At 41.7% G+C, this 23,896-nt stretch carries 19 protein-coding genes; 15 read left to right on the forward strand and 4 right to left on the reverse strand.

Annotation, left to right across the window (positions count from 1 at the left end; genetic code table 11):
- The first annotated feature begins 11 nt into the window (after positions 1 to 11).
- The 6 genes from C7E00_RS14935 to C7E00_RS14960 all read left to right on the forward strand — a co-directional run bounded on the left by C7E00_RS14935 (position 12) and on the right by C7E00_RS14960 (position 7,948).
- Positions 12 to 1,547 (forward strand): IS66 family transposase, encoded by a 1,536-nt coding sequence (locus tag C7E00_RS14935; RefSeq protein WP_105305120.1) that lies wholly within the window; start codon positions 12 to 14, stop codon positions 1,545 to 1,547.
- Between the two features lie 84 nt (positions 1,548 to 1,631).
- Positions 1,632 to 3,512: a tyrosine-type recombinase/integrase gene (locus C7E00_RS14940; RefSeq protein ID WP_105304329.1), complete on the forward strand. Its 1,881-nt coding sequence runs from the start codon at positions 1,632 to 1,634 to the stop codon at positions 3,510 to 3,512.
- Positions 3,505 to 4,491, forward strand: a complete 987-nt coding sequence (locus C7E00_RS14945) for a tyrosine-type recombinase/integrase (protein ID WP_105303441.1) — start codon at positions 3,505 to 3,507, stop codon at positions 4,489 to 4,491. Before C7E00_RS14940 ends, C7E00_RS14945 begins: the two co-directional genes overlap by 8 nt.
- On the forward strand, positions 4,484 to 5,518 hold the full coding sequence (locus tag C7E00_RS14950; protein ID WP_105305121.1) for a tyrosine-type recombinase/integrase: 1,035 nt from the start codon (positions 4,484 to 4,486) through the stop codon (positions 5,516 to 5,518). Before C7E00_RS14945 ends, C7E00_RS14950 begins: the two co-directional genes overlap by 8 nt.
- Before the next feature lie 152 nt (positions 5,519 to 5,670).
- A complete protein-coding gene (locus C7E00_RS14955; RefSeq protein WP_105305122.1) occupies positions 5,671 to 5,991 on the forward strand; it encodes a transposase domain-containing protein in 321 nt (106 codons plus the stop codon).
- A gap of 145 nt (positions 5,992 to 6,136) precedes the next feature.
- The gene (locus C7E00_RS14960) at positions 6,137 to 7,948 is read left to right on the forward strand and encodes a DUF4132 domain-containing protein (protein ID WP_105305123.1); all 1,812 of its coding nucleotides are present in this window, start codon (positions 6,137 to 6,139) and stop codon (positions 7,946 to 7,948) included.
- Positions 7,949 to 8,187: 239 nt separating this feature from the next.
- On the opposite strand, the gene C7E00_RS14965 is transcribed toward C7E00_RS14960, so the two are convergent.
- Both C7E00_RS14965 and C7E00_RS14970 read right to left on the reverse strand, forming a co-directional pair.
- Entirely contained in the window at positions 8,188 to 8,991 is an 804-nt protein-coding gene (locus tag C7E00_RS14965; protein WP_167836637.1) for a DDE-type integrase/transposase/recombinase, read from the reverse strand.
- A gap of 105 nt (positions 8,992 to 9,096) precedes the next feature.
- A complete protein-coding gene (locus C7E00_RS14970; RefSeq protein ID WP_105305125.1) occupies positions 9,097 to 9,459 on the reverse strand; it encodes a hypothetical protein in 363 nt (120 codons plus the stop codon).
- A gap of 697 nt (positions 9,460 to 10,156) precedes the next feature.
- On the opposite strand from C7E00_RS14970, the gene C7E00_RS16560 reads away from it, so the two are divergent.
- Complete coding sequence (locus C7E00_RS16560; protein ID WP_275656081.1) at positions 10,157 to 10,720, forward strand: transposase; 564 nt, start codon at positions 10,157 to 10,159, stop codon at positions 10,718 to 10,720.
- A gap of 262 nt (positions 10,721 to 10,982) precedes the next feature.
- On the opposite strand, the gene C7E00_RS16870 is transcribed toward C7E00_RS16560, so the two are convergent.
- Entirely contained in the window at positions 10,983 to 11,135 is a 153-nt protein-coding gene (locus tag C7E00_RS16870; protein ID WP_476692368.1) for a hypothetical protein, read from the reverse strand.
- A gap of 415 nt (positions 11,136 to 11,550) precedes the next feature.
- On the opposite strand from C7E00_RS16870, the gene C7E00_RS14980 reads away from it, so the two are divergent.
- Positions 11,551 to 11,850: a hypothetical protein gene (locus C7E00_RS14980; protein WP_105305127.1), complete on the forward strand. Its 300-nt coding sequence runs from the start codon at positions 11,551 to 11,553 to the stop codon at positions 11,848 to 11,850.
- 204 nt (positions 11,851 to 12,054) lie between these two features.
- On the opposite strand, the gene C7E00_RS14985 is transcribed toward C7E00_RS14980, so the two are convergent.
- Positions 12,055 to 13,263, reverse strand: coding sequence for an IS110 family RNA-guided transposase (locus C7E00_RS14985; protein ID WP_105305128.1), 1,209 nt, complete (start codon positions 13,261 to 13,263; stop codon positions 12,055 to 12,057).
- Positions 13,264 to 13,543: 280 nt separating this feature from the next.
- Here C7E00_RS14985 and C7E00_RS14990 point away from each other — a divergent pair, with 280 nt between their 5' ends.
- The 7 genes from C7E00_RS14990 (at position 13,544) to C7E00_RS15020 (ending at position 23,850) form a co-directional block, all read left to right on the forward strand.
- The gene (locus C7E00_RS14990) at positions 13,544 to 14,266 is read left to right on the forward strand and encodes a DUF4132 domain-containing protein (RefSeq protein WP_275656082.1); all 723 of its coding nucleotides are present in this window, start codon (positions 13,544 to 13,546) and stop codon (positions 14,264 to 14,266) included.
- 16 nt (positions 14,267 to 14,282) lie between these two features.
- Entirely contained in the window at positions 14,283 to 15,701 is a 1,419-nt protein-coding gene (locus C7E00_RS14995; RefSeq protein ID WP_105305130.1) for a vWA domain-containing protein, read from the forward strand.
- Complete coding sequence (locus tag C7E00_RS15000; protein WP_105305131.1) at positions 15,698 to 17,209, forward strand: ATP-binding protein; 1,512 nt, start codon at positions 15,698 to 15,700, stop codon at positions 17,207 to 17,209. The genes C7E00_RS14995 and C7E00_RS15000 overlap by 4 nt, the downstream gene beginning before the upstream one ends.
- A gap of 15 nt (positions 17,210 to 17,224) precedes the next feature.
- A complete protein-coding gene (locus tag C7E00_RS15005) occupies positions 17,225 to 21,100 on the forward strand; it encodes a leucine-rich repeat domain-containing protein (RefSeq protein ID WP_105305132.1) in 3,876 nt (1,291 codons plus the stop codon).
- A gap of 12 nt (positions 21,101 to 21,112) precedes the next feature.
- The gene (locus tag C7E00_RS15010) at positions 21,113 to 22,039 is read left to right on the forward strand and encodes an SIR2 family protein (RefSeq protein ID WP_105305133.1); all 927 of its coding nucleotides are present in this window, start codon (positions 21,113 to 21,115) and stop codon (positions 22,037 to 22,039) included.
- Between the two features lie 75 nt (positions 22,040 to 22,114).
- A complete protein-coding gene (locus C7E00_RS15015) occupies positions 22,115 to 23,191 on the forward strand; it encodes a radical SAM/SPASM domain-containing protein (protein WP_105305134.1) in 1,077 nt (358 codons plus the stop codon).
- Positions 23,188 to 23,850, forward strand: a complete 663-nt coding sequence (locus tag C7E00_RS15020) for a hypothetical protein (RefSeq protein ID WP_105305135.1) — start codon at positions 23,188 to 23,190, stop codon at positions 23,848 to 23,850. The genes C7E00_RS15015 and C7E00_RS15020 overlap by 4 nt, the downstream gene beginning before the upstream one ends.
- Positions 23,851 to 23,896: the final 46 nt, after the last annotated feature.

Genomic DNA, 23,896 nt, shown 5'->3' on the forward strand with positions numbered 1-23,896 from the left:
GAACTGCAGCTATGGTGATGACTTCTTCTGAGCTGAATGAGCTGAATCGGAAACTTCCGGAACTGAAAAAGCCGGAGCTGAATTGCGCTCTCAGGAATGTCATCGCTTCTCATCTTGAAGTTCTTGCGATTCTTGACGGTCATGAAGAAGCCGAGAAAAACATGACCCGGGATTATCAGACAATGAAGGAATTGTCAGAAACCCTTAAGCGTGAGAATGAACGGCTGAGCGGCTTACTTCAGAAGTGCACGGAGCAGCTTCAGATGCGGAATAACGATCTGTTCGGTCGCGGAACAGAAAAGCTGTCAGAGATTGCACAGGAAGAAGAAATCGCAGAGGATCCGCTGGCAGAAGAAGCGGAAGAATCTCCGAAAGCACCGGTTATTACTTCAAGATCTGCGTTTTCTGATCATAAAGGTCATGGCATACGGAAGAAAGGACAGCGGGAGAAGGATCTGTCCGGTCTTCCGGTCCGAAACATTTACCAGATCAATCCTGATCAGCTGAACGAACAGTATGGAACCAGCTGGTATATCTTTTCCTGGAAGAAATACAGGACCGTTGAATGCGTTCCGAGCCGTCATTATGTTCAGTGCGTCTATGTTCCTGTCATTTCGCATGGAACGTGCTGCAGAGAGATTGAATATACCCCTTATGAAGGAAAGCCTCTTCCAGGTTCTATTGTTTCATCATCGCTGCTTGCCGATATTCTGTATTCCCGATTCTGTCTGTATGTGCCGTACTACCGGATGGAAAAAGACATGGCCGCAGAAGGTTTCCGGCTGACCAGAGGAACGATGTCAGTATGGATCATGACATTCACTGATCAGTGCTTTCTCCCGGTATGGCAGTACATGGCTGATCTTCTGAAACAGCAGGACCACCAGCAGGCAGATGAAACCTTCGGACGTGTGATCAATGACGGAAGGTCCGCAGGGTCAACAAGCTATTACTGGCTTCATACTTCCAGCGAGTTCTATACCGGCAATAAGATTATCTGTTTCTGCTTTGAGCTGACCCGCAGCACGGATCATCTCAGAGAATTCTACGGAGATGATTTCAAAGGAAAGATCACCTCTGATGCCTATGCGGCATATTCGCTTTACGCCTCCGAGAGAAATGGGTCTGTCATCAACACATTATGCTGGATGCACTGCCGCAGAGAATTCATCCGTGCAGCACGTCTTCTGAATTCATCAAAGCTCAGAGAAGAAGAACTGGAGACCTTTCCGGAATTCAAAGCGATAGAACTGATCCGCAGAATTTATGTGGAAGAGAACAAGCTGAAGGATCTGTCAGATGGAGAAAGACTCAAAGGACGCCAGAAACTGGTTAAGCCGGAAGTCGATGCCTTCTTCGGATACATGCATTCCCTGGATTCAGAGGATCCTGCTTTCAGCGAGCATCTTTCCTCTGCAATCAGATATGCCCTGAACCACGAAGAAGGACTGCGGGAGTTTCTTGATGATCCGCAGGTACCGCTGGACAATGGTTTTTCCTTATGCCCAGCTTTTTCTTATGCCCATGATTTATTAATTTCCGCATAGATGGCTGCGCTGTAGCTCCAATGATGTGGATAACATAATACAGTTCTGCATAATGAAAGTACCAATAGAAGGAGGTACACCATTATGAAGAAGTACGACGAGTGCGTAAACACAGTGATGCAGTTCCTTACATCGAATCACTATGGCAGCACTGCAATCTATGAGCATCAGAACAGCTATAAGAGGATTAAGGAATGGCTGATATCCTCTGGTGCCTCATGCACACCAGAGGCACTGAATGCTTGCTTTGAAGAACACAGCGGGGAATTAATACCATCAAAACAGCGGCAGCTTAAGCATGCCCTTGTTCAGCTGATAGATGTCTATGAAACTGGCAGCATCCGTGATCAGCATGTCGGTTTCCAGATCTGCCCGTATGATCAGCTTACTTCTGTATTGAAACAGGAAGTAGACGAGTTTGTTTCGCATTGTCTTTCTGAAGGAAAACGTGCGTCATACGTAAAATCTCTTCAGGGAAAATGTTCGGATTTTATTCTTTTCCTGCAGAATCATGGTGTGACGACTATCCGCCAGGTTACATTTGATTTAATTCTCCTATACCAGAGTCAGAATAATTCCAAATCCAGGTGCACACGTGCGTCAAAGGAAAGTGCCGCACGTATGATGCTGGATTTCTTCGCTGAGCGCGGTAAATGCCTGCACGGGCACGCAGAAGCAATGACTATTCTCACGCGTAATCAGATTGTATTGGACACATATTTCATTCCAGCGGATTCCATGCGCCCTGCTGACCATTCTCTCTGGGAAACTGCCTCTTCTTTTCAAAGTGCGCTCAAGAAGAATCGGTACTCAAAATCTGTATACAATTATTATTATCGCAGCGTAGTTCTGCTGTTGATTTTTCTAGAGAAAAACGATCTTGCCCTCACTAAAGAAATTGCGGAACTCTGGTTTGAACACGCAAAACCATTGTCTGGAAAATCCTGGAAATCAATGCGGCGTGCATTGTATCAATTTCTTCATTTTGCGGATACCGGCGAGATCATTCCGTGCCAGACTACTTCACCTAAGCCAGTAAAGATGATTGATACCATACCTGCATGGTGCAGAGTCGAATGGGAAGACTTTCTAGCCGTTCTACAGAGAGAAAACCGTGCCCAATCTACCATTGAGATGTATCGGAGTTCAATCAGCAGATTTTGTCTATATTTCGATAAAGTTGGAATAACCGGGTTTGATCAGCTTACGCCAGAGATCCTAATTGGCTTCAATGCACAGGATAAACATGAAACCGCAGAAGGGAAAGCTGCTTATAACAGCCGAATCAGAAACTTCATCTGCTATCTCGAAGATAAAGGCATCATCAGCAACCAGTGGCTGCATACTGCGATTTCTTCCATTCATGCCCCGAAAACCAGAATTATTGATACTCTCCCAGAAGAAGCAGTTGAGAATTTCTGGAAAGTCGATCAGGAAGCCTTCACTCCTATGGAACGCCGGGATTATGCGATTTCATGTCTTGGACTTGGAATGGGTATACGGTCTTCGGACATCGTGTCGCTGAAGATAGCAGATATCGATTGGAAAAAACAGCAAATCAGTTTTACTCAGATGAAGACTGGAGTCTCTGCAGTGCTCCCCATGCCGGTACATGTAGGCAATGCAATCTACAGATATCTGCAGATAAGACCACAAAGCAGCAGTGAGAATCTCTTTATTCCTTTCAGAAGTCCTTACGATAAGGTCGGCCGCTGCGTTTGTCAGAAAGCACTGGAACGATTCATTGGTGAAAACAAAGGTTTTCATATCACACGAAGGACATTTGCGACTGCTCTTCTGAGAGGCCAAACAAAAGCTGCAGTTATTTCAGATTCTCTGGGACATCGTTCAGAAGATACTGTATTCAAATACCTGCACCTCGATGAGCAGCGTACCAGACAATGTGCCATTTCGCTGAACCAGCTTGGAATTTTCTGGCCAAAAGAAGGTGCATTTTATGGATAAGCACTATCAATGCGCCAGTGTCTTTGCGCCGTATATCAATGAATTTATTACACAGAAAAGAGCACAGGGCTATTCATATGACGATTGTGATTATTACCTGAAACGCTTCGATGGATTCTGTGTTGAACATCACATCAGCGAGCCAGTCATCACGAGGCAGCTCTTTGAAGCATGGATTGAAAAAGGAGCATCTTCTGCTGAAGGCAAATCCGGCAGGCACAAACGCGAGACAATATTCCGGGCCTTTTCGATCTATATGAACATCCTTGAAACGGAATGTTATATCCCTCATCACATCTGCCATCTTCCTAAGGTAATGCAATACCTGATGAGTGACAGCGATATTCAGGAATTCTTCAGTGTTCTTGATGGTGGAAGATGCAGAAATAATGATCCTGATCACATCCGCATGTATTCTGAGTATCGCGTCATGTTCAGGATGATCTGCTGCTGTGGTCTTCGCAATTCCGAAGCATGTGAATTGCGCCGCAGCAACATAGATCTTGAAAAAGGAATTATCACGATCATTCATTCAAAGGGAGACAAAGACCGTCTTGTCTACATGGCGGATGACCTGACCGAGCTCTGTCAATCCTACTGGCTCTGGATGACATCAGAACAAGGGATTCAGTCGGATTGGTTCTATCCTAGTAAAGATACCAGCAAACACATCATAAAACATTCAGTATGCCGCAAGTTCAATGAGATCTGGACTCAGACTGCAGCTTCCAAGCTCTGCGATAAAAAGCCTACCGTTCATAGTTTTCGGCATTATTTCGTGACTAAGCGCATGAATCTGTGGATGGAACAGGGCGTCGATTTAAATGCAATGATGCCATTTCTCAGCAATTACCTGGGACATGCCGGCGTTCTAAACACGCACTATTACTATCACGCTGTTGAAGACTCAATCAAGATAATCCGTAGCAAGGACAAGGTTTCTTCTGCTGTAATTCCGGAGGTAATTACTGATGAATAAGAAAGATTTCAGTACACTATTCTTCTCGAAAACGCGTGACTTCCTGGATAAGTATGAGGCACAGCAGCTAAGGCGAAGTGAAAATACGATTGAATCCTATCGCGACGGTCTCACTTCTTTCCGGCGCTTTATCACTAATGAGAAAAAGAAATCTATGCTTACTTTTACATTCAGCGACTGTACTAACGAGCTTGTTCTGGACTACATGGAATATCTGCAGAACCGCGGCTATGCCAAAACAACCTGCAACCATAGGCTGTCAGCATTGCATGCATATCTATGGTATGCCTCAGACTGTGACGTCAAGGTCCTGCCTGTTGCGCTGGCAGTATCGCATCTCCCGTTTCTTCGGGAAAGTGAAGTCGTCCGCGACGTGATCAGCAGCGAATGCATGGCCGCTTTACTCGCTGCTCCAGGGAATTCCAGGAAAATTCTGATCCGGGATACCACGATCATGGTAATTCTGTATGACAGCGCAATTCGTCTGAGTGAACTTCTCGATCTGAGAAAAAGCGATGTGAACCTATCCCGAAAAGATCCATATATCCGGATTCACGGCAAGGGAGATAAAGAACGCATTGTTCCTATTACAGATAAGACGGTTAATCACCTAAATCGGTATTACCAGCATTACCATAATGAGGGTTCACCACCTACAGACCTGCTGTTCTATACTGTCATTCACCGGAGAGTCAACCGGATGTCTCCTCAGAATGTACAGCGATTCATCAAAAAGTATGCAGAGAAGATCAGACCGGAGCATCCTGATCTTCCTCAAAGAGTCCATCCTCATATGTTTCGCAGAACCCGTGCAACAGAACTGTATCAAAACGGTGTCGATCTTGAATTGATTTCACGATTGCTTGGCCATTCATCCTTAGAAACCACGAAAATCTACGCAAAGCCCTCTGTAGAGATGATGAAGAAGGCAATGGATCATAGCTTCTGTGGTTACGAAATGGAGCAGGAGCCAATCTGGGACTTGAAAGATGAAGAGGAAATTGCCAGGAATTTCGGACTGCGCTAAGAAAGATTATGCCTACATTTTTCTTATAAAAATCTGTAAAACTGGGCTTCTGCAAGGAAACTAATGATAAATAGAAGCTGGGCATAAGTCAGTTTATACCTACATTAACATAATTTTCCGAACGAAGTGTCAGAAGTATCTGCCAGCTCAGGATGAACTCTCTATTCAGCTATTCCATCACCGGAGCAGAAGATAATGCGATCATCGAATCCCTGGCAGAAACGGCAAAGGCAAACCATGCCAATCCGAGAATCTACTTTCAGTATCTGATCGATCGCATGATGGACAGAAACAGATCTGCCCGCATTACAGAATCGTTTCTGAAAGAACTGATGCCCTGGAGCGATTCCTATCATGAATATGAAGCCGGTAAGAAGCGAGAGATCGTTGATTACATGGGAACCGGTCCAGACAAGCCTCCGAAGGTCCGGGTTGTGGATGGAAAGAAGAAATTGATACAGCCATCTGCGTAAATCAGATTCGCCATCAAAAGGCGATCGAGCTTTACTGACCCAGCACTGGGTTCTTTAAAGTCCGGTCGCCTTCGCGCTCATTATATTGTCCTGCTCTTATGAAATAAGTTCACCCTGTATTAGGCGCTTACCTTATGTTAAATTGATGAATGATAAATTCCAGTTTAAGAGTTATTTAAAAAAGTGTATCGGTTCCGGTGACATCGTTCCTTTAGGACAGAAGATTTTTGAAAAAATATCAGAAGATCCCGGCAGAAGTCATCTTGAAGGATTGATGTGGTATCTGGAAACTTATTATAAAAAGCTATCTGATGATTATGTAAAAGATGCATACAAATTAATAACAAAACATGATACAGATGGCTCATTAAAGAAACGCTTTAATGAAAACAGGGCATTGAAAGAAAAATTTTATAGTGAAGAAGAACTTAAGGGACAGACCAATATAGTTGAAAATATGGTTCTTGATCGAATGAAGTCAGAAAAGATCGATCTGGAAAAACTTGGTAAAAAGCTTTATTCAAAATTCCTGTTAAGACCTTCTGATCTGCCTGAGCTATATGACAGCAAAGGGAATAAGCTTGATTATTATGTGCTGGAATGGCTTTTATGTACTGATCGGAGTGCCAGCTCAGTTATAAAGCTTCTGGATCATGAATGTTTCCACAAGGCCCTGAATGATCTGGCTGATAAATATATCTGCAATGGATTCGCAGGAATCAAGCAGTGCTATCTGGCTTATCCGCTTTGCAGGTATGCTGATGAGGATCTGATGAAAAAAATGTGCGCTGCCGCTCCAAAGCTTGCGACTCACTCCAGCGGAAGAAATTCCCGTGCGATGATTGTATTCCGTGAAGCAGTGCGTGAGAGCGATACACGTTCTGCAATTATGTTTGCGGATAAATACAATGAACTTGATAAATATGCAGAAGCCAGGAATAAAAGTGTTGATGAGCTGCGCGATATGATATCGGATACAGGCTTGAATGTGGATGATCGCAAAGAGTACGATCTTGGCAATCAGAAAGTTGTCGCATTCCTGCAGAATGATTTAAGTTTCATTATAGAACTTCCGAATGGCAAAACCGTTAAATCACTCCCCAAAAAAGGTGCAGATTCACAGAAATATGCTGATGCAGCAGCTGATTTTGCAAAATTAAAGAAAGCAGTAAAAGATATATATAAGTACAGGTCTGATGCACTTTTCAAGGATTTTCTCAGTGGAAGCGAAAGAACACCAGAAAGCTGGGCTAAAACATATCTTGACAATCCTGTTTTGAATCACTTAGCACGTTTAATCGTATGGAAACAGAGTGAAGCAACGTTTACAGTAACTGATCATGGTGCTGTAACTTCTGGCGAAAAATCTTATGAAATTGCGGAAGAGCCTGTCGCTGTAGCTTATCCAACTGAGATGAAGCCAGTTGATCTGAATGCATGGAAAACTTATTTTACCTCTCATCAGTTAAAGCAGCCATTCCTTCAGATCTGGGAGCCTGTATGTGATCCTTCAGTGATTAAAGCAGATCGCTACTCAGATTTATCAATTCCATATTATCGATTTGCTAATCAGGAAAAAAATGGCATACACGCAGAAAAACAGTCAGGAAATATCGAAATAACATTTGATGACTGTAATGTTCGGATTACCAGATTGGATTGGAATTACAGCATAAAAGATAAATTCAGCATTGACTCATTCAAATTTTCAAAATTTACCCGAAAGGTCAATCATCTTATAGCTTATTTTGACAAAATAGCTGTTTACGATTTGATCCATAAAGATGATGCTAGCTTTAAACCGATACTTAATGAATTTACGCTTCCTCAAATCAATGAATTCATCAAATATGCAGGTGAAAACAAATGCGTCAATGCATCAGCAGTTCTGCTTGAATATAAGAATCAGAAATACGGAACTTCAGATCCGTTGGATGAATTTGAACTGAACTGGTAGCTGGCAATATGAACTAAGTAAGCAAAGATGCCATCAATATTGATTGATCTCCAGCAGTAGAAACTTTAAGCAACCCTCGAGGTAAGAACAATGGTAATTACAATAGCTCCCGATAAAACCCTCATTCAATATACAGAAGAAGACGATAAATGAAAAAGGCGCTTTTGAAAAGTGTGGGGTAAGGTGTTAAGATTTTTTGAAAATGTCCCATCTTGTTATAGAACTTTGATGTATCACAATCATTTAGCTTTTTCCTCCGCCATCTCATTGAGAACTTTCTGAAGTTCTTTCTCGTTATTAACTGAATAGATTCTATCGCGCTTCCGCTCCCCAACCTTTATGCATGTGTAATGCTTTCCATATCTTTCAATGTAGATCTCTTCTGTGATCGCATCTTCATAAACTGTAATACTCTGCTTCTGATTGAAGCGGACTACCTCTCCATCGCTTGTTACTGCTGTATACAGACTGTTTCCCATTGAGAATACGTTGTTCCTGATCTGCCTCGGATACTCAGCTCTGAAGATTCTCGAATAGTTGAAGTCAGCGGGTATTGGGCGGAACAGATCGTTCGGATCCTTCACCGGATATGAGAATTTCATATTCAGATAGAGCCGATATTTCCTGTTGAACCAATCATTCAGAAAGTCGTAGTTATGGGGAATCTTCCATCGAATCAAATCATTCGGGAGCCTCATCTGCGTGGTGCCGTTGTAGCGTTCCACACGTCCCTTTGCCTGGGAAGAATTGGCAAAGATCATCGTTACTCCCAGCTTATCCATCATTCTGGCAAACTGTGTCGGTGTACCTTCCTTAACGCTGCGAAACACTGAGAATTTATCCGAATACAGCGCTTCCGGAATACCGTAATTCTCCAGAACAAGCTTCATCATACGGGCATATCCGCGTGCACATTCTTCAGGCATGAAGTATCCTGCAAGCACCCTGGTACTGGCATCATCTACGGCAAGATGCAGTACATAGTCTCTTCCGTCATTGAACCAGTCATAAGGAATTCCATCAATCTGGACCAGTTCTCCCATATGTGCTCTTGGGGGCCTCGTTGAATGTGTGACGCGGGAGCCATCCATTCTGATCGGTTTATCTGCAGGGGACTTCCATCCTTCTCTGACAAACAGTTCATGGAATTAGGATTTGCTGCGTTCCTTCAGTCCATACTTCACCACGTCAGCTTCCATACCCTTGTTTCTGATGACGTCTTCCAGATAGATATCCCTGAATTGTGCTATGGTGATTGACGGATACGTCTTCTTAAGTTCCTCAAGGTACCTGATCTCTTGGCCAGAGGCAGTGGTTGCCGGCTTTCTTCCGGTATTGCCGTGAGTTAGGATAGCAGACGTATCCTTTTCCTTTCTTTCGGCAGACAATCGTTCAATCTGCTTCCTGCTGTAACCGCATTGATCAGCTATCCATTGACATGTAATCTTAGGGTTTGAATCCCTCTGCTGCAGTAATTCCAGAGCCTTGGCTTTGTCTTTGATCTTCTTCATCTGGATCACCTCCAGATGAATGCATTAGTTCGGAAGAGACATGAAATCAATGGGACATTTTCATTTGATCACGTGTGGGACATTTTCATTAAAGCCGTATTTGCACAAGGGGGCTGAAAGGCATACGATTTAAGAAATCCTAGAGGATCTAGAAAGTATGCTTAGGCAGGCAGCCGTGTACTTTGGCGCGTGGTGGCCCTGCATGACTGCCTGCCTAAGCATCGGGCCACCACGCCATGACATCAAAATCAAATAGATTCATTTCCAGGAGACGAACTCCCTGGGATCTTCTTCCTGTTCGTACGCAGTCGGAAGACTTTATTCGTAATGATGTTGTCAGTCATTACAATGAACGCCATCCGGATCTGTACGGTAAAGAAGAACTTGAACTGATCAACTCATATGTCCAGCCTCATGCAGGTTCTGCGGATCAGCTCATTTCAAGAAGAACGGATTCTATCCTTACGGAGTCAGGCAATACAAGTGCTGTGACTGCAATAAGAAATTCTCTGTCATTACAGGAACTATCTTCGACAGTCACAAGATTTCTATTACCGAATGGATAGAATACTGGCGTAATCTGCTCCAATATCTCAGCTTAAGCGCGGACTCCTGGAACAACAAAAATGCTTTTACTACGGCAAAATACTGGTTTGCAAAGACATGTCTTCTGCTGGACGAAATTCAGGATTCTATCCTGCTTGAAGGCGATGTTTATTGCGATGAGACATTTATTCCAGTTCGCAGCGAAGATATCATTCGCAAAGAAAATTACCAGAAGCTGCGCTGCCATTCTATTAATCAGATGTGCATTGCGACAATCACAGATGGTAAAACCGTGTTTGTAAAGTACATTGGCTTGGGCGAGCCAGCCGGCAGACAAGTATATGAAGCTTTAAAGGATCATATCAAGCAAGGATCAAGATTGATCACTGATGAAGATCCATGCCATAACATGCTTGTCAGGAAGCTGGAACTGAAAAATATCCAGTATGATTCTAAGAAAATGAAAGGTTTGCCCGACAATAAGAATCCGATGAATCCCATCAACCAGGTTCATAATAGGCTGCAGAAGTTTTTAAGAGCACACAGCGGCTTTAGAAGAGATGAACTTCCTGGTTATCTGAACCTATTTGCATTCAGCTTCAATGCTCCGCACGATCTTTATGAGAAATTAGACCGGCTGCTGAATTTGAGTTTTGAAAACCCGAAAACACTTCGCTGCAGAGAGCAGTATCGCAAGAGTAAGCCAGATTTGTAAGATCCTCAGACCCCTTGTGCAAATACGGCTTTAAAAAAAACCTCATCGTGCGTGAGGCAAGATCCGAGACTATCGCTATGCTAAAAAGCTATCGTCATGAAGCGTCGCTGATGGAAGCCTTCCTGAGAGAAAGCGTAATCTCTATCAGAACTTACAAAAGATACTTCCAGAAGCACTCTGATCCCAATCTATTTCTGAACACCAAACTGCCTCCTGTTCAGAAATCAGATCAATCTGAAGCGGTCTAGGACTCATGCCGGTCTCATCGGATTGAGCTTGCTGTTTTTTCGGATTCGGCTTGCTGAAAAACTGGATACGACAAATAGAATACTGTTCCAGAAAGATAGCTGAACTTATGACCACAATTCTTACACTGAAATCGCTTATTTCCACTGGTAGAAGACCCTACTGATATGCAGTGAGCACTTCCACATTCAGGACATCGCGCAGGTCTGCCATAGAACTCGGCAGCTTCGTCCAAAGTGGAAAAACCATACTTCTCCTGATTGACCCTATAAGTAACGACATCCCGGAGATAACGAAAGTCGTCGCTGCTTAATGACGACACAAAGTCAAAAAGATCTGCTTTTGATGGCATACGACATTCCTCATCACATTTGAGCTGCCATCCGACGAGGAATGTCGCCAAACATAAGGCCGAGTGGCAGCTCAAATGTTCTTATATTTGGCGTTTCTATTGTAATACATCTCTATTGCCATACCCAGTTTCGTTTACTCCCCGATTTCGATTATCTATGCACAAAAGCACCGTCATGGCGCACCATGAGTTCTGGTGCCGATGCACCAGAACTGCGAGAATTTCGCAAAGCATGCTGTTACAGTACTTTAAGACAAGCTTTTTTTTCGCGGAACGCTATAATGATCTTGACCAATATGCACGGATTAGGGGAACAGGTGCAGAAACTGTTCGTGATACTGTGCTTTCAGATACGGGTCTTTCTGCAGATGGTACAAAAGCATATGATCTGGGGAATCAGATTGTCGCCGCTTGTCTTCAACCGGATCTAAGCTTTATTGTAAAAGTAGAAAATGGAAGAACGGTTAAGTCAATTTCTAAAAAAGAATCTGACGATAAGCTCTATGCAGAATCATGTGCTGAGTTCAGTTAGAAAAAAAGCTGGCAAAAAAATACTGAAAACTCATTTTACTGATCTTTTTAGTGCTTTTCTCAGTGGAAAGGAAAAAACTGTATCAGCTTGGAAAACTCGCTAAGGGTTGTCAACAGTAAATGCACTAATGAAAAGAATGCACACTATGAAAATCCGTTCTGTACAGGACGGGTTTTCTTTCGGGCTGGTTGTCATGATTATGAATCAGCTTCTGTAAGCTTCCATGGACCTTGCGTAGTAGATTCGGAAGAACTTATTCATTGCCGCAACGATAGCCTGCTTGTCTTTCTTGCCTTCTGATTTCTTCTTCAAATAGTAATCATAGACAGCTGTATCTTTTGCGGGTTTGATCTTTCTGAGATTCTTTACCAAGAGATATCCAAGCTTTCTCAGCTGCTTGGATCCTTTTCGGGTGATCTTCCGGTCGGATGCTTTGAACTGGCCGCTGTCATAAGGCGGGACATCGATTCCGATACAGGCGATCAGGGCATCTCCGGAATGGTATCTTCTTGGATCGCCTACCTCCGCCACAAGCAGTGGTGCCAGAACATCTCCGACGCCGCTCATTGCACGAACTGCTTCATATTCCGGCCGCTTCTCCGCAAGTTCTCTGATCTGTGTTAGTATTTGATAGAGCACTTGATTCAGACCTTTCAGTGCCGCTACAGCTTGTTCTACAAGCAGCCGGCTCGTCGGATCATATGCCAGTGTAGGGATGCCTTCCTTTGCCAGTGAATAAATCTTGTCGGACTTATTCTGACGCGGACGGTATCCTTTTTTCTTCGCCCATTTACTGAAACGTTCATCAAATTTCTTTGGCCCGAGCGATGTGATGTAATCATAGTGACGGAACTCCTCCAGGAAGTCTGCCAGCCGGTCTTTACCGGTTACCGGATCATATCCATCGAATTCTTTTTTGATTCCCGGCATTACCTGATCGATCAGGTGGTCCAGATTCTGGACCAGCGCCACATGCGGCTTCATATAACTGAGATATTGTCTTGATAATGCCTTCATGGCCGCATACTCTTTGTCAGCCCGCTGATACTCCTTCAACTTATTCCATTTCTCGATTGTGTACTGTGCGATTGCCATCGCATCTATACTGTCATTCTTAACTCCTCTGAAGTTGATGTCAGCCCGGTATTTCTTCATCGCAAGCGGATTGATCTCGGACACGAAGATGCCTTCATCCAGCAGGTAATACAGGACTGGTCTGCTGTAGGACCCGGTGGCTTCCATGACGACCCGAACATCATTCTTTCCACCGTAACCTTTGATTTGCTTTGTTAATTCCTTCAGATCCATTTCCGTATGTGAGATCTCATACGGAGCCTTCAGCACTTCTCCGTATTCATTCGTTATACAGATCGTACTTTTCAGCTTTGAAACATCGATTCCCACGCCAATCATAAAAACGGTCTCCTTTCTGCGCAGTAATATGCAGTAATCGGCGACCGCTCACACTTATTCTTCAAGCATTTTAGTAAGATACCAGAGTGTTATTTCAGACTCAACTCGCGTAAACGAATGTATTAGGATAAGGGAACGGCTGGCAGTTTTCTAAACGGACGCTGTTTCTCCAAAAAGACTCACGCCAGACCGGATTACTACTCCCTTATCCTAAAATAAGTGCAGCTGGCTGACCATCTGGGTGATGGTTTTGCCGACTACGCTTATACCGTACTAAAAGATTTATTCTAACAATCCCGTACTGAAACATGCGGCAATGCTGATTGTGTGGTCGCAGGGCAATTCGACTTTTACAATGGATTCAGAAGGTTTTATTGACAGTCATGAAAAGTCGTATGTACTTAATGATGCGTCAGTAAAGATTGCTCATCCACTGGAAATGATGTCAAATGATTTGGAAGAATGGCTGAAATATTTTACTGCCCATTCCTTGAAACAGCCATTTCTGCAGATATGGGAGCCGGTTATCAATCCTGCAGATGTGAGATCCGACAGATATGTTGATTGTAAAATTCCATATTACAGATATCTTGGGCGGGATAGGATTGGCATAACAGTAACAGACAGTGATTTTCACAATGAAATTACAATCACATTTTCTGATCTTAATATAGAAATCAATCGTGTTGACTGGGGATACAAACACCAGATCAATCCAACTGATCAATTTAACATAGCATCGGTTGGTGTGAAAGAACAGTATACCCGAAGGGCAAATCATCAGCTTGCTTATCTGGGCCACATCACTGCCTTGGAAAGAGTGCATAATGATGATGTAACGCTTGCTGATCAGTTTCCCTGTTTTACATTTGCTCAGATCAATATGTTTATTTCAGAAGCCGAAAAAGTGCATGCAGTTAATGTTCTTGCTCTTCTTCTGAATTATAAAAATCAGCAATTCTCACAATTCGATCCGATGAGTGATTTCACGCTGAACTGGTAAAGGAACATATAATTACATGGAAATAAAAAGCGAAGATAAAATCAATCAGATCAGATCTCTGGCAGCAGAAGTTTTAAAGCTGTCCAGGAACACTCTTTTAGTGAATCTTCGCTTTCTGGATATGGCATTAAGCCAGTTTGAATTTAAAGAATATCCCGGAACGTTATGCACAGATGGTCATTACTTTATTTATGATCCACGCTATGTCCTCAGAATATTCAGAAAAGAGAAAGAAGCAGTCAATCGGGATTATCTGCATATGGTTCTTCATTGCATATTCCGGCACATGTATGTGCATACATTGATCAATCAGCCATTGTGGAATTTTTCCTGTGACATTGCAGTAGAAAATATCATCAATGGTCTTTCTTTATCAAGCACACGTTCTTCACGTCAGATGAAGCAGGAATCCTATCTGAATCAGCTTCGTAAAAAAGTGAAGTACATGACTGCAGAAGTGATATACGCCTATTTTCTTGATCAGAACTATGATGATGCTTATGCTCAAAAATATGCACCTCTCTTTCAGGCAGATGATCATCTGATCTGGTACATGAGTGACGAAAAGAAAATAGAAATAACAGGCGGCGGAGGCAATAGAAGTGTATCCGGAAACAGCAGCAGTTCCGGAAAGGATTCTCACGGGGAAAGAGAAACATCATATTTTTCCAATCTCCGGCAGGAAGAGGAATGGAAGAAAATCTCTGAAAGAATGCAGACGGATATGGAAACCTTTCAGAAGGAAAGAATGCAGGGATCAGAATCCTATGATCTTGTGCAGAACCTCAAAGAAGTAAACCGTGAAAAATATGATTACACTTTTTTTCTAAAAAAGTTTGCAGTGCGCGGGGAAGTAATGAAGCTTGATCCGGATGAGTTTGATTACATCTTCTATACCTATGGCATGAAGATGTATGGGAACATGCCATTGATTGAACCGCTTGAGTATCGTGAAGTAAAGCGTATCCGTGAATTTGTCATAGCCATTGATACCTCAGGATCAACCTCAGGAGATCTTGTGCAGGCTTTCGTGCAGAAGACATACAATATTCTCAAAAGCACCGAGAGCTTCTTCTCTAAAATCAATGTTCATATCATTCAGTGTGATGCAGAGATCACGGAAGACGCAAAGATTACATCACAGGAAGAATTTGATCAGTACTTGAAAACTATGAAGCTCCATGGAATGGGTGGAACAGATTTCAGACCGGTATTCGCTTATGTTAATCAACTTGTTGCAGAACATGAATTCTCTAATCTCAAAGGACTGATTTATTTTACAGATGGATATGGATGGTATCCGGAATCCAAGCCGGATTACGAAACAGCATTCGTATTTTTGAATGAAGGAATTGATGATGTTGAAGTTCCGGACTGGGCAATCAAGCTTGTATTAAGACCGGATGAATTAAAGGAAAGGAACAGAATCATATGAACATCAAGCAGGCCAAACAGGAAATCAAGAATGCAATGAAGGCGTATTTTACAAAGGATGAATTCGGAGAATATGTCATTCCGATTGAAAAGCAGCGTCCGGTATTTCTGATGGGTCCGCCTGGTGTTGGAAAGACTGCCATTATGGAACAGATTGCTTCTGAACTTGGTGTTGGTCTTGTTTCTTATTCCATGACGCATCATACAAGACAAAGTGCACTTGGTCTTCCTTTCATTGTAAAGAAGAACTACAACGGCAAAGAATACAGTGTCAGTGAATACACTATGAGTGAAATTATTGCCAGCGTCTATGGCATGATGGAAGACACGGGAATGAAAGAAGGCATTCTTTTCCTGGATGAAATCAACTGCGTCTCAGAAACGCTTGCTCCGGCAATGCTGGAGTTCCTGCAGTACAAAGTCTTTGGGAGGCACCGTGTGCCGGATGGATGGATTGTAGTAACAGCCGGAAACCCGCCTGAATACAACAACTCTGTCCGTGAATATGACATTGTCACATGGGATCGTCTGAAAAGAATTGATGTAGAACCGGATTACGGGGTATGGAAGGAATATGCCTATAAGAAAGGAATTCATCCTTCCATTACGTCCTATCTGGATATCAAAAAGCAGAATTTCTATAAAATAGAGACAACCATAGATGGAAAGACTTTTGTAACCGCAAGAGGCTGGTCAGATCTTTCAGATATGATGAAGCTTTACGAGAAAAACAATATTCCTGTCAATGAGGATCTGATCAAGCAGTATCTTCAGAATCCCAAGATTGCCAAGGATTTTGCCATCTACTATGACTTGTTCATCAAATACAGGTCCGATTATCAGGTAGATAAGATCATGGAAGGAAAGGCTTCTGATGAGATCAAGCAGCGTGCAGAAAATGCACCGTTTGATGAAAGACTGTCTCTGCTTGGACTGCTGATTGATGCAGTATCATCTCGAGCAAGAAATGTCTATTACACAGAGCAGAGCCAGCTGGAGGTAATGCATCAGATGATGGATGCCAAGCAGGATCTTGCCAGAAACATCGATGCAGCAGAGGTGCTTGAAAAGCGAATTGGTGTCATTAAGAAAAAGCTTGAGACAGCAAAAAGGGCATCTTCCTTATCCACAGATCAGCAGCATGCTTATCACAGTGCCGTGGCGTCATTGTCTGCAATTAAAGAGCAGTTGGTCAAAGATAAGCCGTCTAATAGTTCTGAAGCATTCAAACTGATCAAGAAAGAATACAGCAAAGGAAATAAGGAATTGAAAGCAGAAGCAGATCAATGCGGGAAAGCATTATCCAATGTGTTCCACTTTGTAGAAGAAGTATTCAAGGATGGGCAGGAGATGCTTATTCTGGTAACAGAACTTACAGCAAATTACTATACTGCTGATTACATCAGCCACTTTGGATGCAAGGAATACTTTGAGCATAATAAAGATCTTCTGTTCTATGACAGGCAGAAAGAAATCATCAGCCAGCTGGATCAGCTGGAACTTAAATAGAAGGAAGGTATAGGAATGGACAACAAAGATTTTGTAATAGATCGTTCAGGATGCCTGAAAGAATATAACGGTGATAGTGATACTGTAATTATTCCTGAAGGAGTTATCTCCATTGGCTCCGATGTGTTTCAGAATTGTGAAAATGAGCATATTAAAAAAATTGTATTTCCAGCAAGCTTAAAGAAGATTCCGGATGGTCTTTTTGACGGATATAATTCAATCCAGGAAGTGATTATCCAGAAAGGAACAGAAATAATCGGTTGTGATGCTTTTTCCGATACCATCATTGAACAGATCCAGCTGCCGGAAACAGTAACAACTGTTATGCCCGGCGCATTCCAGTCTTGTGACAAACTCAGAGAGATACATCTTCCCAGACATCTGCAGAAAATCGGTGCAGACGCATTTTCAGGCTGCATTGCTTTAAAAACAATCGTGATTCCAGATGGCGTTAAAAAGATTGAAGCAGACACCTTTTCTTTCAGCGGTCTGGAGTCTATCAATCTTCCAGACAGTCTTGATGAAATAGGAAGTGGTGCTTTTAGCTACTGTCATGATCTTAAGAAAATCACCGGCCCTGCGCTGGATTCCTTGAAAATAGGCAAAGATGCTTTTCAGGAATGCGATGGACTTACAGGTGAATCAGGAGTACTGATGCAGGGGAAACGGGTGCTTACCTCTGACACCAAAAAGGATAAAATTGTAATTCCTGATGGCTGTGAATCAGTCGATGCAAATGCTTTTGAAGATTGCAGAGGCGAAATTGAGATGTCAATCCATTGCCCTCGCTGGAAGACCAGTGGAGAAGCTAAAACATATGGATTTGCTCATTCCATCATTGGAATTGATGGTGCAATGATCAGTTTTCGGGATCAGACAGGAAAAGTAATTGCAAGAATCATTCTTGCAATAAAAGATGAAACAGAGCCGAAATCCAATGCTTTTATTCTTGCAATTCGCAGCAACAAGAATGGGGAATTTGATTTTGCTGGCTATGATTCCATGTTCACTGTCATTTCAAAACCTGAAAACAAACTGCGGATGGCTGCAGTCCGCATGCAGTATCCATATATGCTTTCTGATGAATTCAGGAATCTTTATCTTTCCTATCTGAAAAGGTATTCTGTAAAGGCTGGCATGCTGGCAATTGAACGGAAAGATATATCACTGCTAGGCTTTTTATGCGATCTTGCCATATTCAATGAGAAGGCAGCGGAGCAGCTGACCACTTATGCATCAGAACATGAAATGCTGGAAGTAACTGCAATGCTGCTGGATTACAAGAAAGAGCATTTCAAGACATCCAGCATGCCATCACTTGGGAAAATGGATGATAAATCTTCTAAGCGATCAATGAAAGTATCAGACTGGAGAAAAATATATGATTTCAAATATAAAAATGGCTGTGTATTGATTACGGGTTATCACGGAAATGATTCAGTTGTCACTTTCCCTGAAAAAATCGGTGACAAGTATGTGATCGGTATCGGAAATTATGCTTCTTATTCCTTTTATGTTGACAGCAGCGTAAGCAAGATCATAGTGCCTGGATGGTTTTCTATACTTGAACCGTATTCCCTTGGTCACATTTACCATACAGTTGAGATTGATATTCAGGAAGGCATAACAGAGCTGAATCTTGATGCTTTTTTACCGGATGAGCATTCAGAAGGTTTCACAGTAAAGCTTCCAGAAAGCCTTTCGCATCCAACTGGAAATTTTGGCGAATTCAAAGAAATCAACTGGCAGCTTATTGCAGACTCTCCTGCAGAACAATATTTCAAGGAGCATCATTATCGTTATTCATTAACAAAGCCATATACACCTGAAGAGAATATAAAAAAAGCTGAAGAAATCAGAAAAAAGATTGCTGTGGCACAAAACGCTGCATCTTCAAAACACGTTGACCCCTGGAAGAAGCCGAAAGCAGGCACACATCTTATCTCAAGGTATCAGGGAAATGAGGAAAATGTTGTATTCCCTGAACAGGTAGGCGGCATAAAGATCAATGGCATTGCAGGTACAGCAGGCAGTGCTCCTGAGAACTATAAGCATATCAGGACCATAACAATCCCGGAAGGATATCAAACAATCGGAGCCAAAGCATTCTCAGGCTGTGAGAATCTTGAATACATAACGCTTCCTACAACAATTCGGGAAATAGGATCACAGGCTTTTGAAGGATGCACGCATTTAAAAGAATTATATCTAGCAAAAGAAATATCCTTTTCAGGTCATAATACATTTAACGGAGCTGTAATCAATACATTGGTTCTGGAATCACCAGAGAAAAAGTATCCATCCAAGTTGTTTGCAGGCGCCAAAGTAACAAATCTTCTTGTTCTGGGCAACCTGAAAAGCAATGTAAGATTATTTGATACTCCTCCTGAAGGAATTTATACAAATGGGAGCTTTGTTATATATGATATGCATAATTACAAGGGATGGTATAAAAAGAAGTTCCATACTGTCTCTGACTTTGATGCAAGTATAATTACTGATCCGCAGCTGAAACAGAGAATTGCACAGGAACAGAAAACCAGTCAAGCTGCGGCCAATATAAATTATGTCAAAGCGGAAACTGTTAATTCCATTGTGTTTTCAGACAGTCATTTCTTCGTCATGGAATTTCTGGAAATGGATAAAAAAGACAGGGAAATGATTTCACTTGTTGAAAGCAGAATAAGAAGTGCAGGAGGAATAATTGAAAACAGATTTGGAAAAGACGTTGATTATCTGATTATTCCGGATTATGAATTCATAGAAAACGCCATTACAAAAAAGGCAATGCATCCAGGAAAGCAAGGAAAACATGTTGCTATTATCAAGGCTTCAGAATGTCTGAAACATGCGGATGACTATTTTGAAAATCTTTTCGGTACAGATAATTACAGAAGTATTTCGAATTATGAATTCTCTATCCATGAACAAAAGATCTATCTTTGGAAATACATCGGCAAAGAAAAAGAAATTCAGGTTCCGGACAGAATTGAAGGATATTCTGTTTTCCTGGCATACCCTGCTTTTAGAGGCAACATAGATATCTGCAAAGTTGAATTATCTGAAGGAATAGAAGAAATTCCTGAATATGCATTTGCAAGTTGCACGGAATTAACATCGATAAAGCTGAATGAAGGGCTGCGCAGAATTGGTGATAATGCATTTAATTACTGCACAAAGATGACAGATGCCAGAATTCCTTCAACTGTTGAATATATCGGTTCGGATGTTTTTGATGGATGCTGGTCAATCCGTAGTATCTGCATTCCTGCAAGTACAGATAGTATTCATGCACCATTAATGGAAAGAGATCAGTTTGTAAGTATCACTGTAGATCCTGCCAATCCGGTGTATGATTCCAGAGAGAACTGCAATGCGGTAATCGAAACAAAAACAAATAAGCTGATTGCCGGATGCAGAAATACCGTGATTCCTGCAGATGTCATCTCTATTGGAGAAAGTGCTTTTAAGTCCTGTTCCATCCAGAAAATTGAAATTCCGGAAGGAGTGATTGAAATTGGAGAAGGAGCATTCTATGGATGCAGTAGTCTTGAAAATATTTCTCTCCCAAGTTCAATAAGAGTAATACATCCTGCTGCTTTTTTGGCAAGTGGAGTTAAAAACATTGTTCTTCCTGAAGGTATGACGGATTTTGATGCACGGGCTTTCAGAGGATGCAGTAAATTAACAGAAATAACAATTCCAGACAGTCTGAAAAAGATAGATAATCTCAACGTTCTTGCCGATACATATAACTATGGTGGTACTATTGTAAAAAAGGTATATGGCAGCAAAAACTCCATTGCTAAGCAAATCGCGGATGAACTTAAATGCGAGTATATTGAAATAAAAGAGCAGCCTGAATCAACTGTTACAGCTGAAGCAAATTGAGAAAGAACATTTATGTCCGGGAAAGAGCATTTAAAGTCAGAAGAAAATCATCTGATGATTCAATTGAAGAAAAGACCTGTTGTTTTTCTGATTGGAAATGGATTCTGCAGAGCAGCGGGCCAATCTTCCTGTGATGATTTTATAGAGAAGATCAGGAAGAAAGAAAACCCGGCTATTTCTGCTGCAGTTTTAAAAGAGCTTCCGTTTTCACAGCAGATCGTAGCAGCTACAAATGATAAAGTGACTGATTACCTTAAGAAAATCAGCATGCTTATGACACAGATTCATCTGGATCAAGACTGCTGCAGCTTGTTTAGACTTCTTGAAAGCGGCAGTGCTGATGCAATCCTGACTGCTAATTATTCCAATGAAATTGAACAGTCTTTTATAGATAATTACACTTCCTATCAATATCGCATGCATAGGTGCATGACACGTAAAGAAGACAATCGCATACGCCGTCTTCTATTCCAATATCAGAATTTATCTGACGGTGGTGCCTCAGCCCCAATCTGGCATATTCATGGCAATGCGTGGCAGCCGTCTTCCATGGTAATGGGGCATTACTATTATGGAAAGCTACTGAATGAAATTGAAAAATATGTACCATCGCTGATCCGCCGTTGCCGCATAGCAGAGAAAAATGGAGAAGAAACCATAGAGGCATTGAGCTGGATTGATTATTTTCTGCTTGGTGATGTGCATATCATCGGATTCGGAATGGATCCGGCGGAAATGGATTTATGGTGGCTTCTTTGCTGCAAGAAAAGGAATTTTCCGGATGCATCAACTGTATTTTATGAAGCAAGCAAAGATGATATTTACGGTAAAGGAAAAGCACTGCTGATGCAGAACTATGGTGTCAGAATCATGACACCGGATCATTTCAATGGAAACTATAAAGAATATTATGAGAGGGTGTTGAGACAGATAATCTGATATAAATTACAATCGTTGATTTCACTATTATTCAAATCTGAAGGATAAGATAATTACAGATAAAGAGAACTTCAAATGAAATATATCGTTAGAGATAAAAAAAATCATTTTGAATATGCGTTCAATACAGAAACAGGCGAATATATCCGTACTGGTGTTCTGGATGAAAATGGTAGAGATACCGGTGTAGATCCATTTATGGGTTCCTACCCGCATTTAATTGATGTTGGAATCATGGGCCATTGTATTCATGGTAAAACGGGTCTTTGTGCTAAGGCAGGCATAGGCTGCTATCAAAGCGGCATGATTATTGAAGAGCAAAATATGTCTGTTGAAGATTTTGAATGGCTTGCAAAGCAAAGTAGTCATAAGTGCAACCAGTTTGCATTAGGTGGAAGAGGTGATCCGGATCAGCATGAGCATTTTGAAGAGATTCTCAAGATCTGCAAGAAATACGATATTGTTCCCAATTTCACCACATCTGGATATGGAATGACGCCTGAGATTTCAGAATTATGCAGAAAATATTGCGGTGCCGTTGCGGTAAGTTGGTATCGGAATCAATATACATATAATGCAATCAATATGCTGTTGAATGCAGGAGTTAAGACAAACATTCATTACGTTCTCGGAAATAACAGTATTGATGAAGCTATAGAAAGACTAAGAAATAATGGTTTTCCAAACAGAATTAACGCAGTCATATTCTTGCTTCATAAGCCAGTAGGACAGGGAACAGAAGAGAATGTACTTTCTGTTCATGATCCGCGTGTAAAAGAATTCTTTCATTTTATTGATGTTAGACATCCATTCAAAGTCGGAATGGATTCCTGCAATGTACCTGGAGCAATTCACTTTTGTAGACACGTTCTCTATGAATCCCTGGATACATGTGAAGGAGGCAGGTTCAGTTGCTATATCAGTGCTGACATGCATATGACACCATGCAGCTTTGATCAGAGTCATAAGTATTGGGTATCACTACGAAACAGTACAGTAGAAGAAGCTTGGAATAGTGAACAATTTGAAGTATTCAGAAATAAAATGCGCAATGCGTGCCCTTCATGCAAAAACAAATCGTTATGCATGGGTGGATGCCCATTGATGCCAGAAATCGTATTCTGTGATAAGCCAGGGAGGATAATTAAATGAAAATAAGGACAGACTTTGTAACCAATTCAAGCAGCAGTAGTTTTGTAGCAATTAATATTGCATCGCCAACTCTCGAGAATTATCTGAAAGAACATGGTCTTTCAGATTTATTTCAAAACATCGAATCCATGTACTGCGAAGATAATGCATTAACCGCAGAATTGAGAGAAAGTTTCTCTGAAAGTCTTTGCAATATTCTAAAACAATATGATGAAGAAACTTCATTCGAGGATTTTGACGATGACGACTCAGAAGAGGAAAATACGGAAAAAGACGAGAATATTCAACAACTTATCAAATTCATCAAAAAGAACAAATCAGTAATCGATTATGAAATGTCTGGAAGCATAGAACTGAAGGCTTCTATTAGTGAGGATGGATGGGCATATGCACAAAAGCTAAATTATACAAATCATGAAGGTGAGCTTGAAAAATGGCCTCCGGTCGATAATGGATGGGATACTCGGGATGGCAAAGGCTATGATCAGATCTGCCAATATTCGAGTCATTTAATGGATGGAGATATTGATGAACTAGCAGATTTAAAAAATGATGATGTGTTTGACATCATATGGGATCAAGATGATCTGTGCAAAGCAATTGAACGAACTGGGATAATTAAAAGATTCAACATCAAGCCTCCTAAGAGTACAGTTTAGATTGTAAGCGTCAATAGGACTGCAACTTGTTGGAGGCTGCTGAAGA

Source organism: Anaerolactibacter massiliensis (assembly GCF_900290205.1).
Taxonomy (GTDB): Bacteria; Bacillota_I; Bacilli_A; order Erysipelotrichales; family Erysipelotrichaceae; genus Bulleidia; species Bulleidia intestinalis.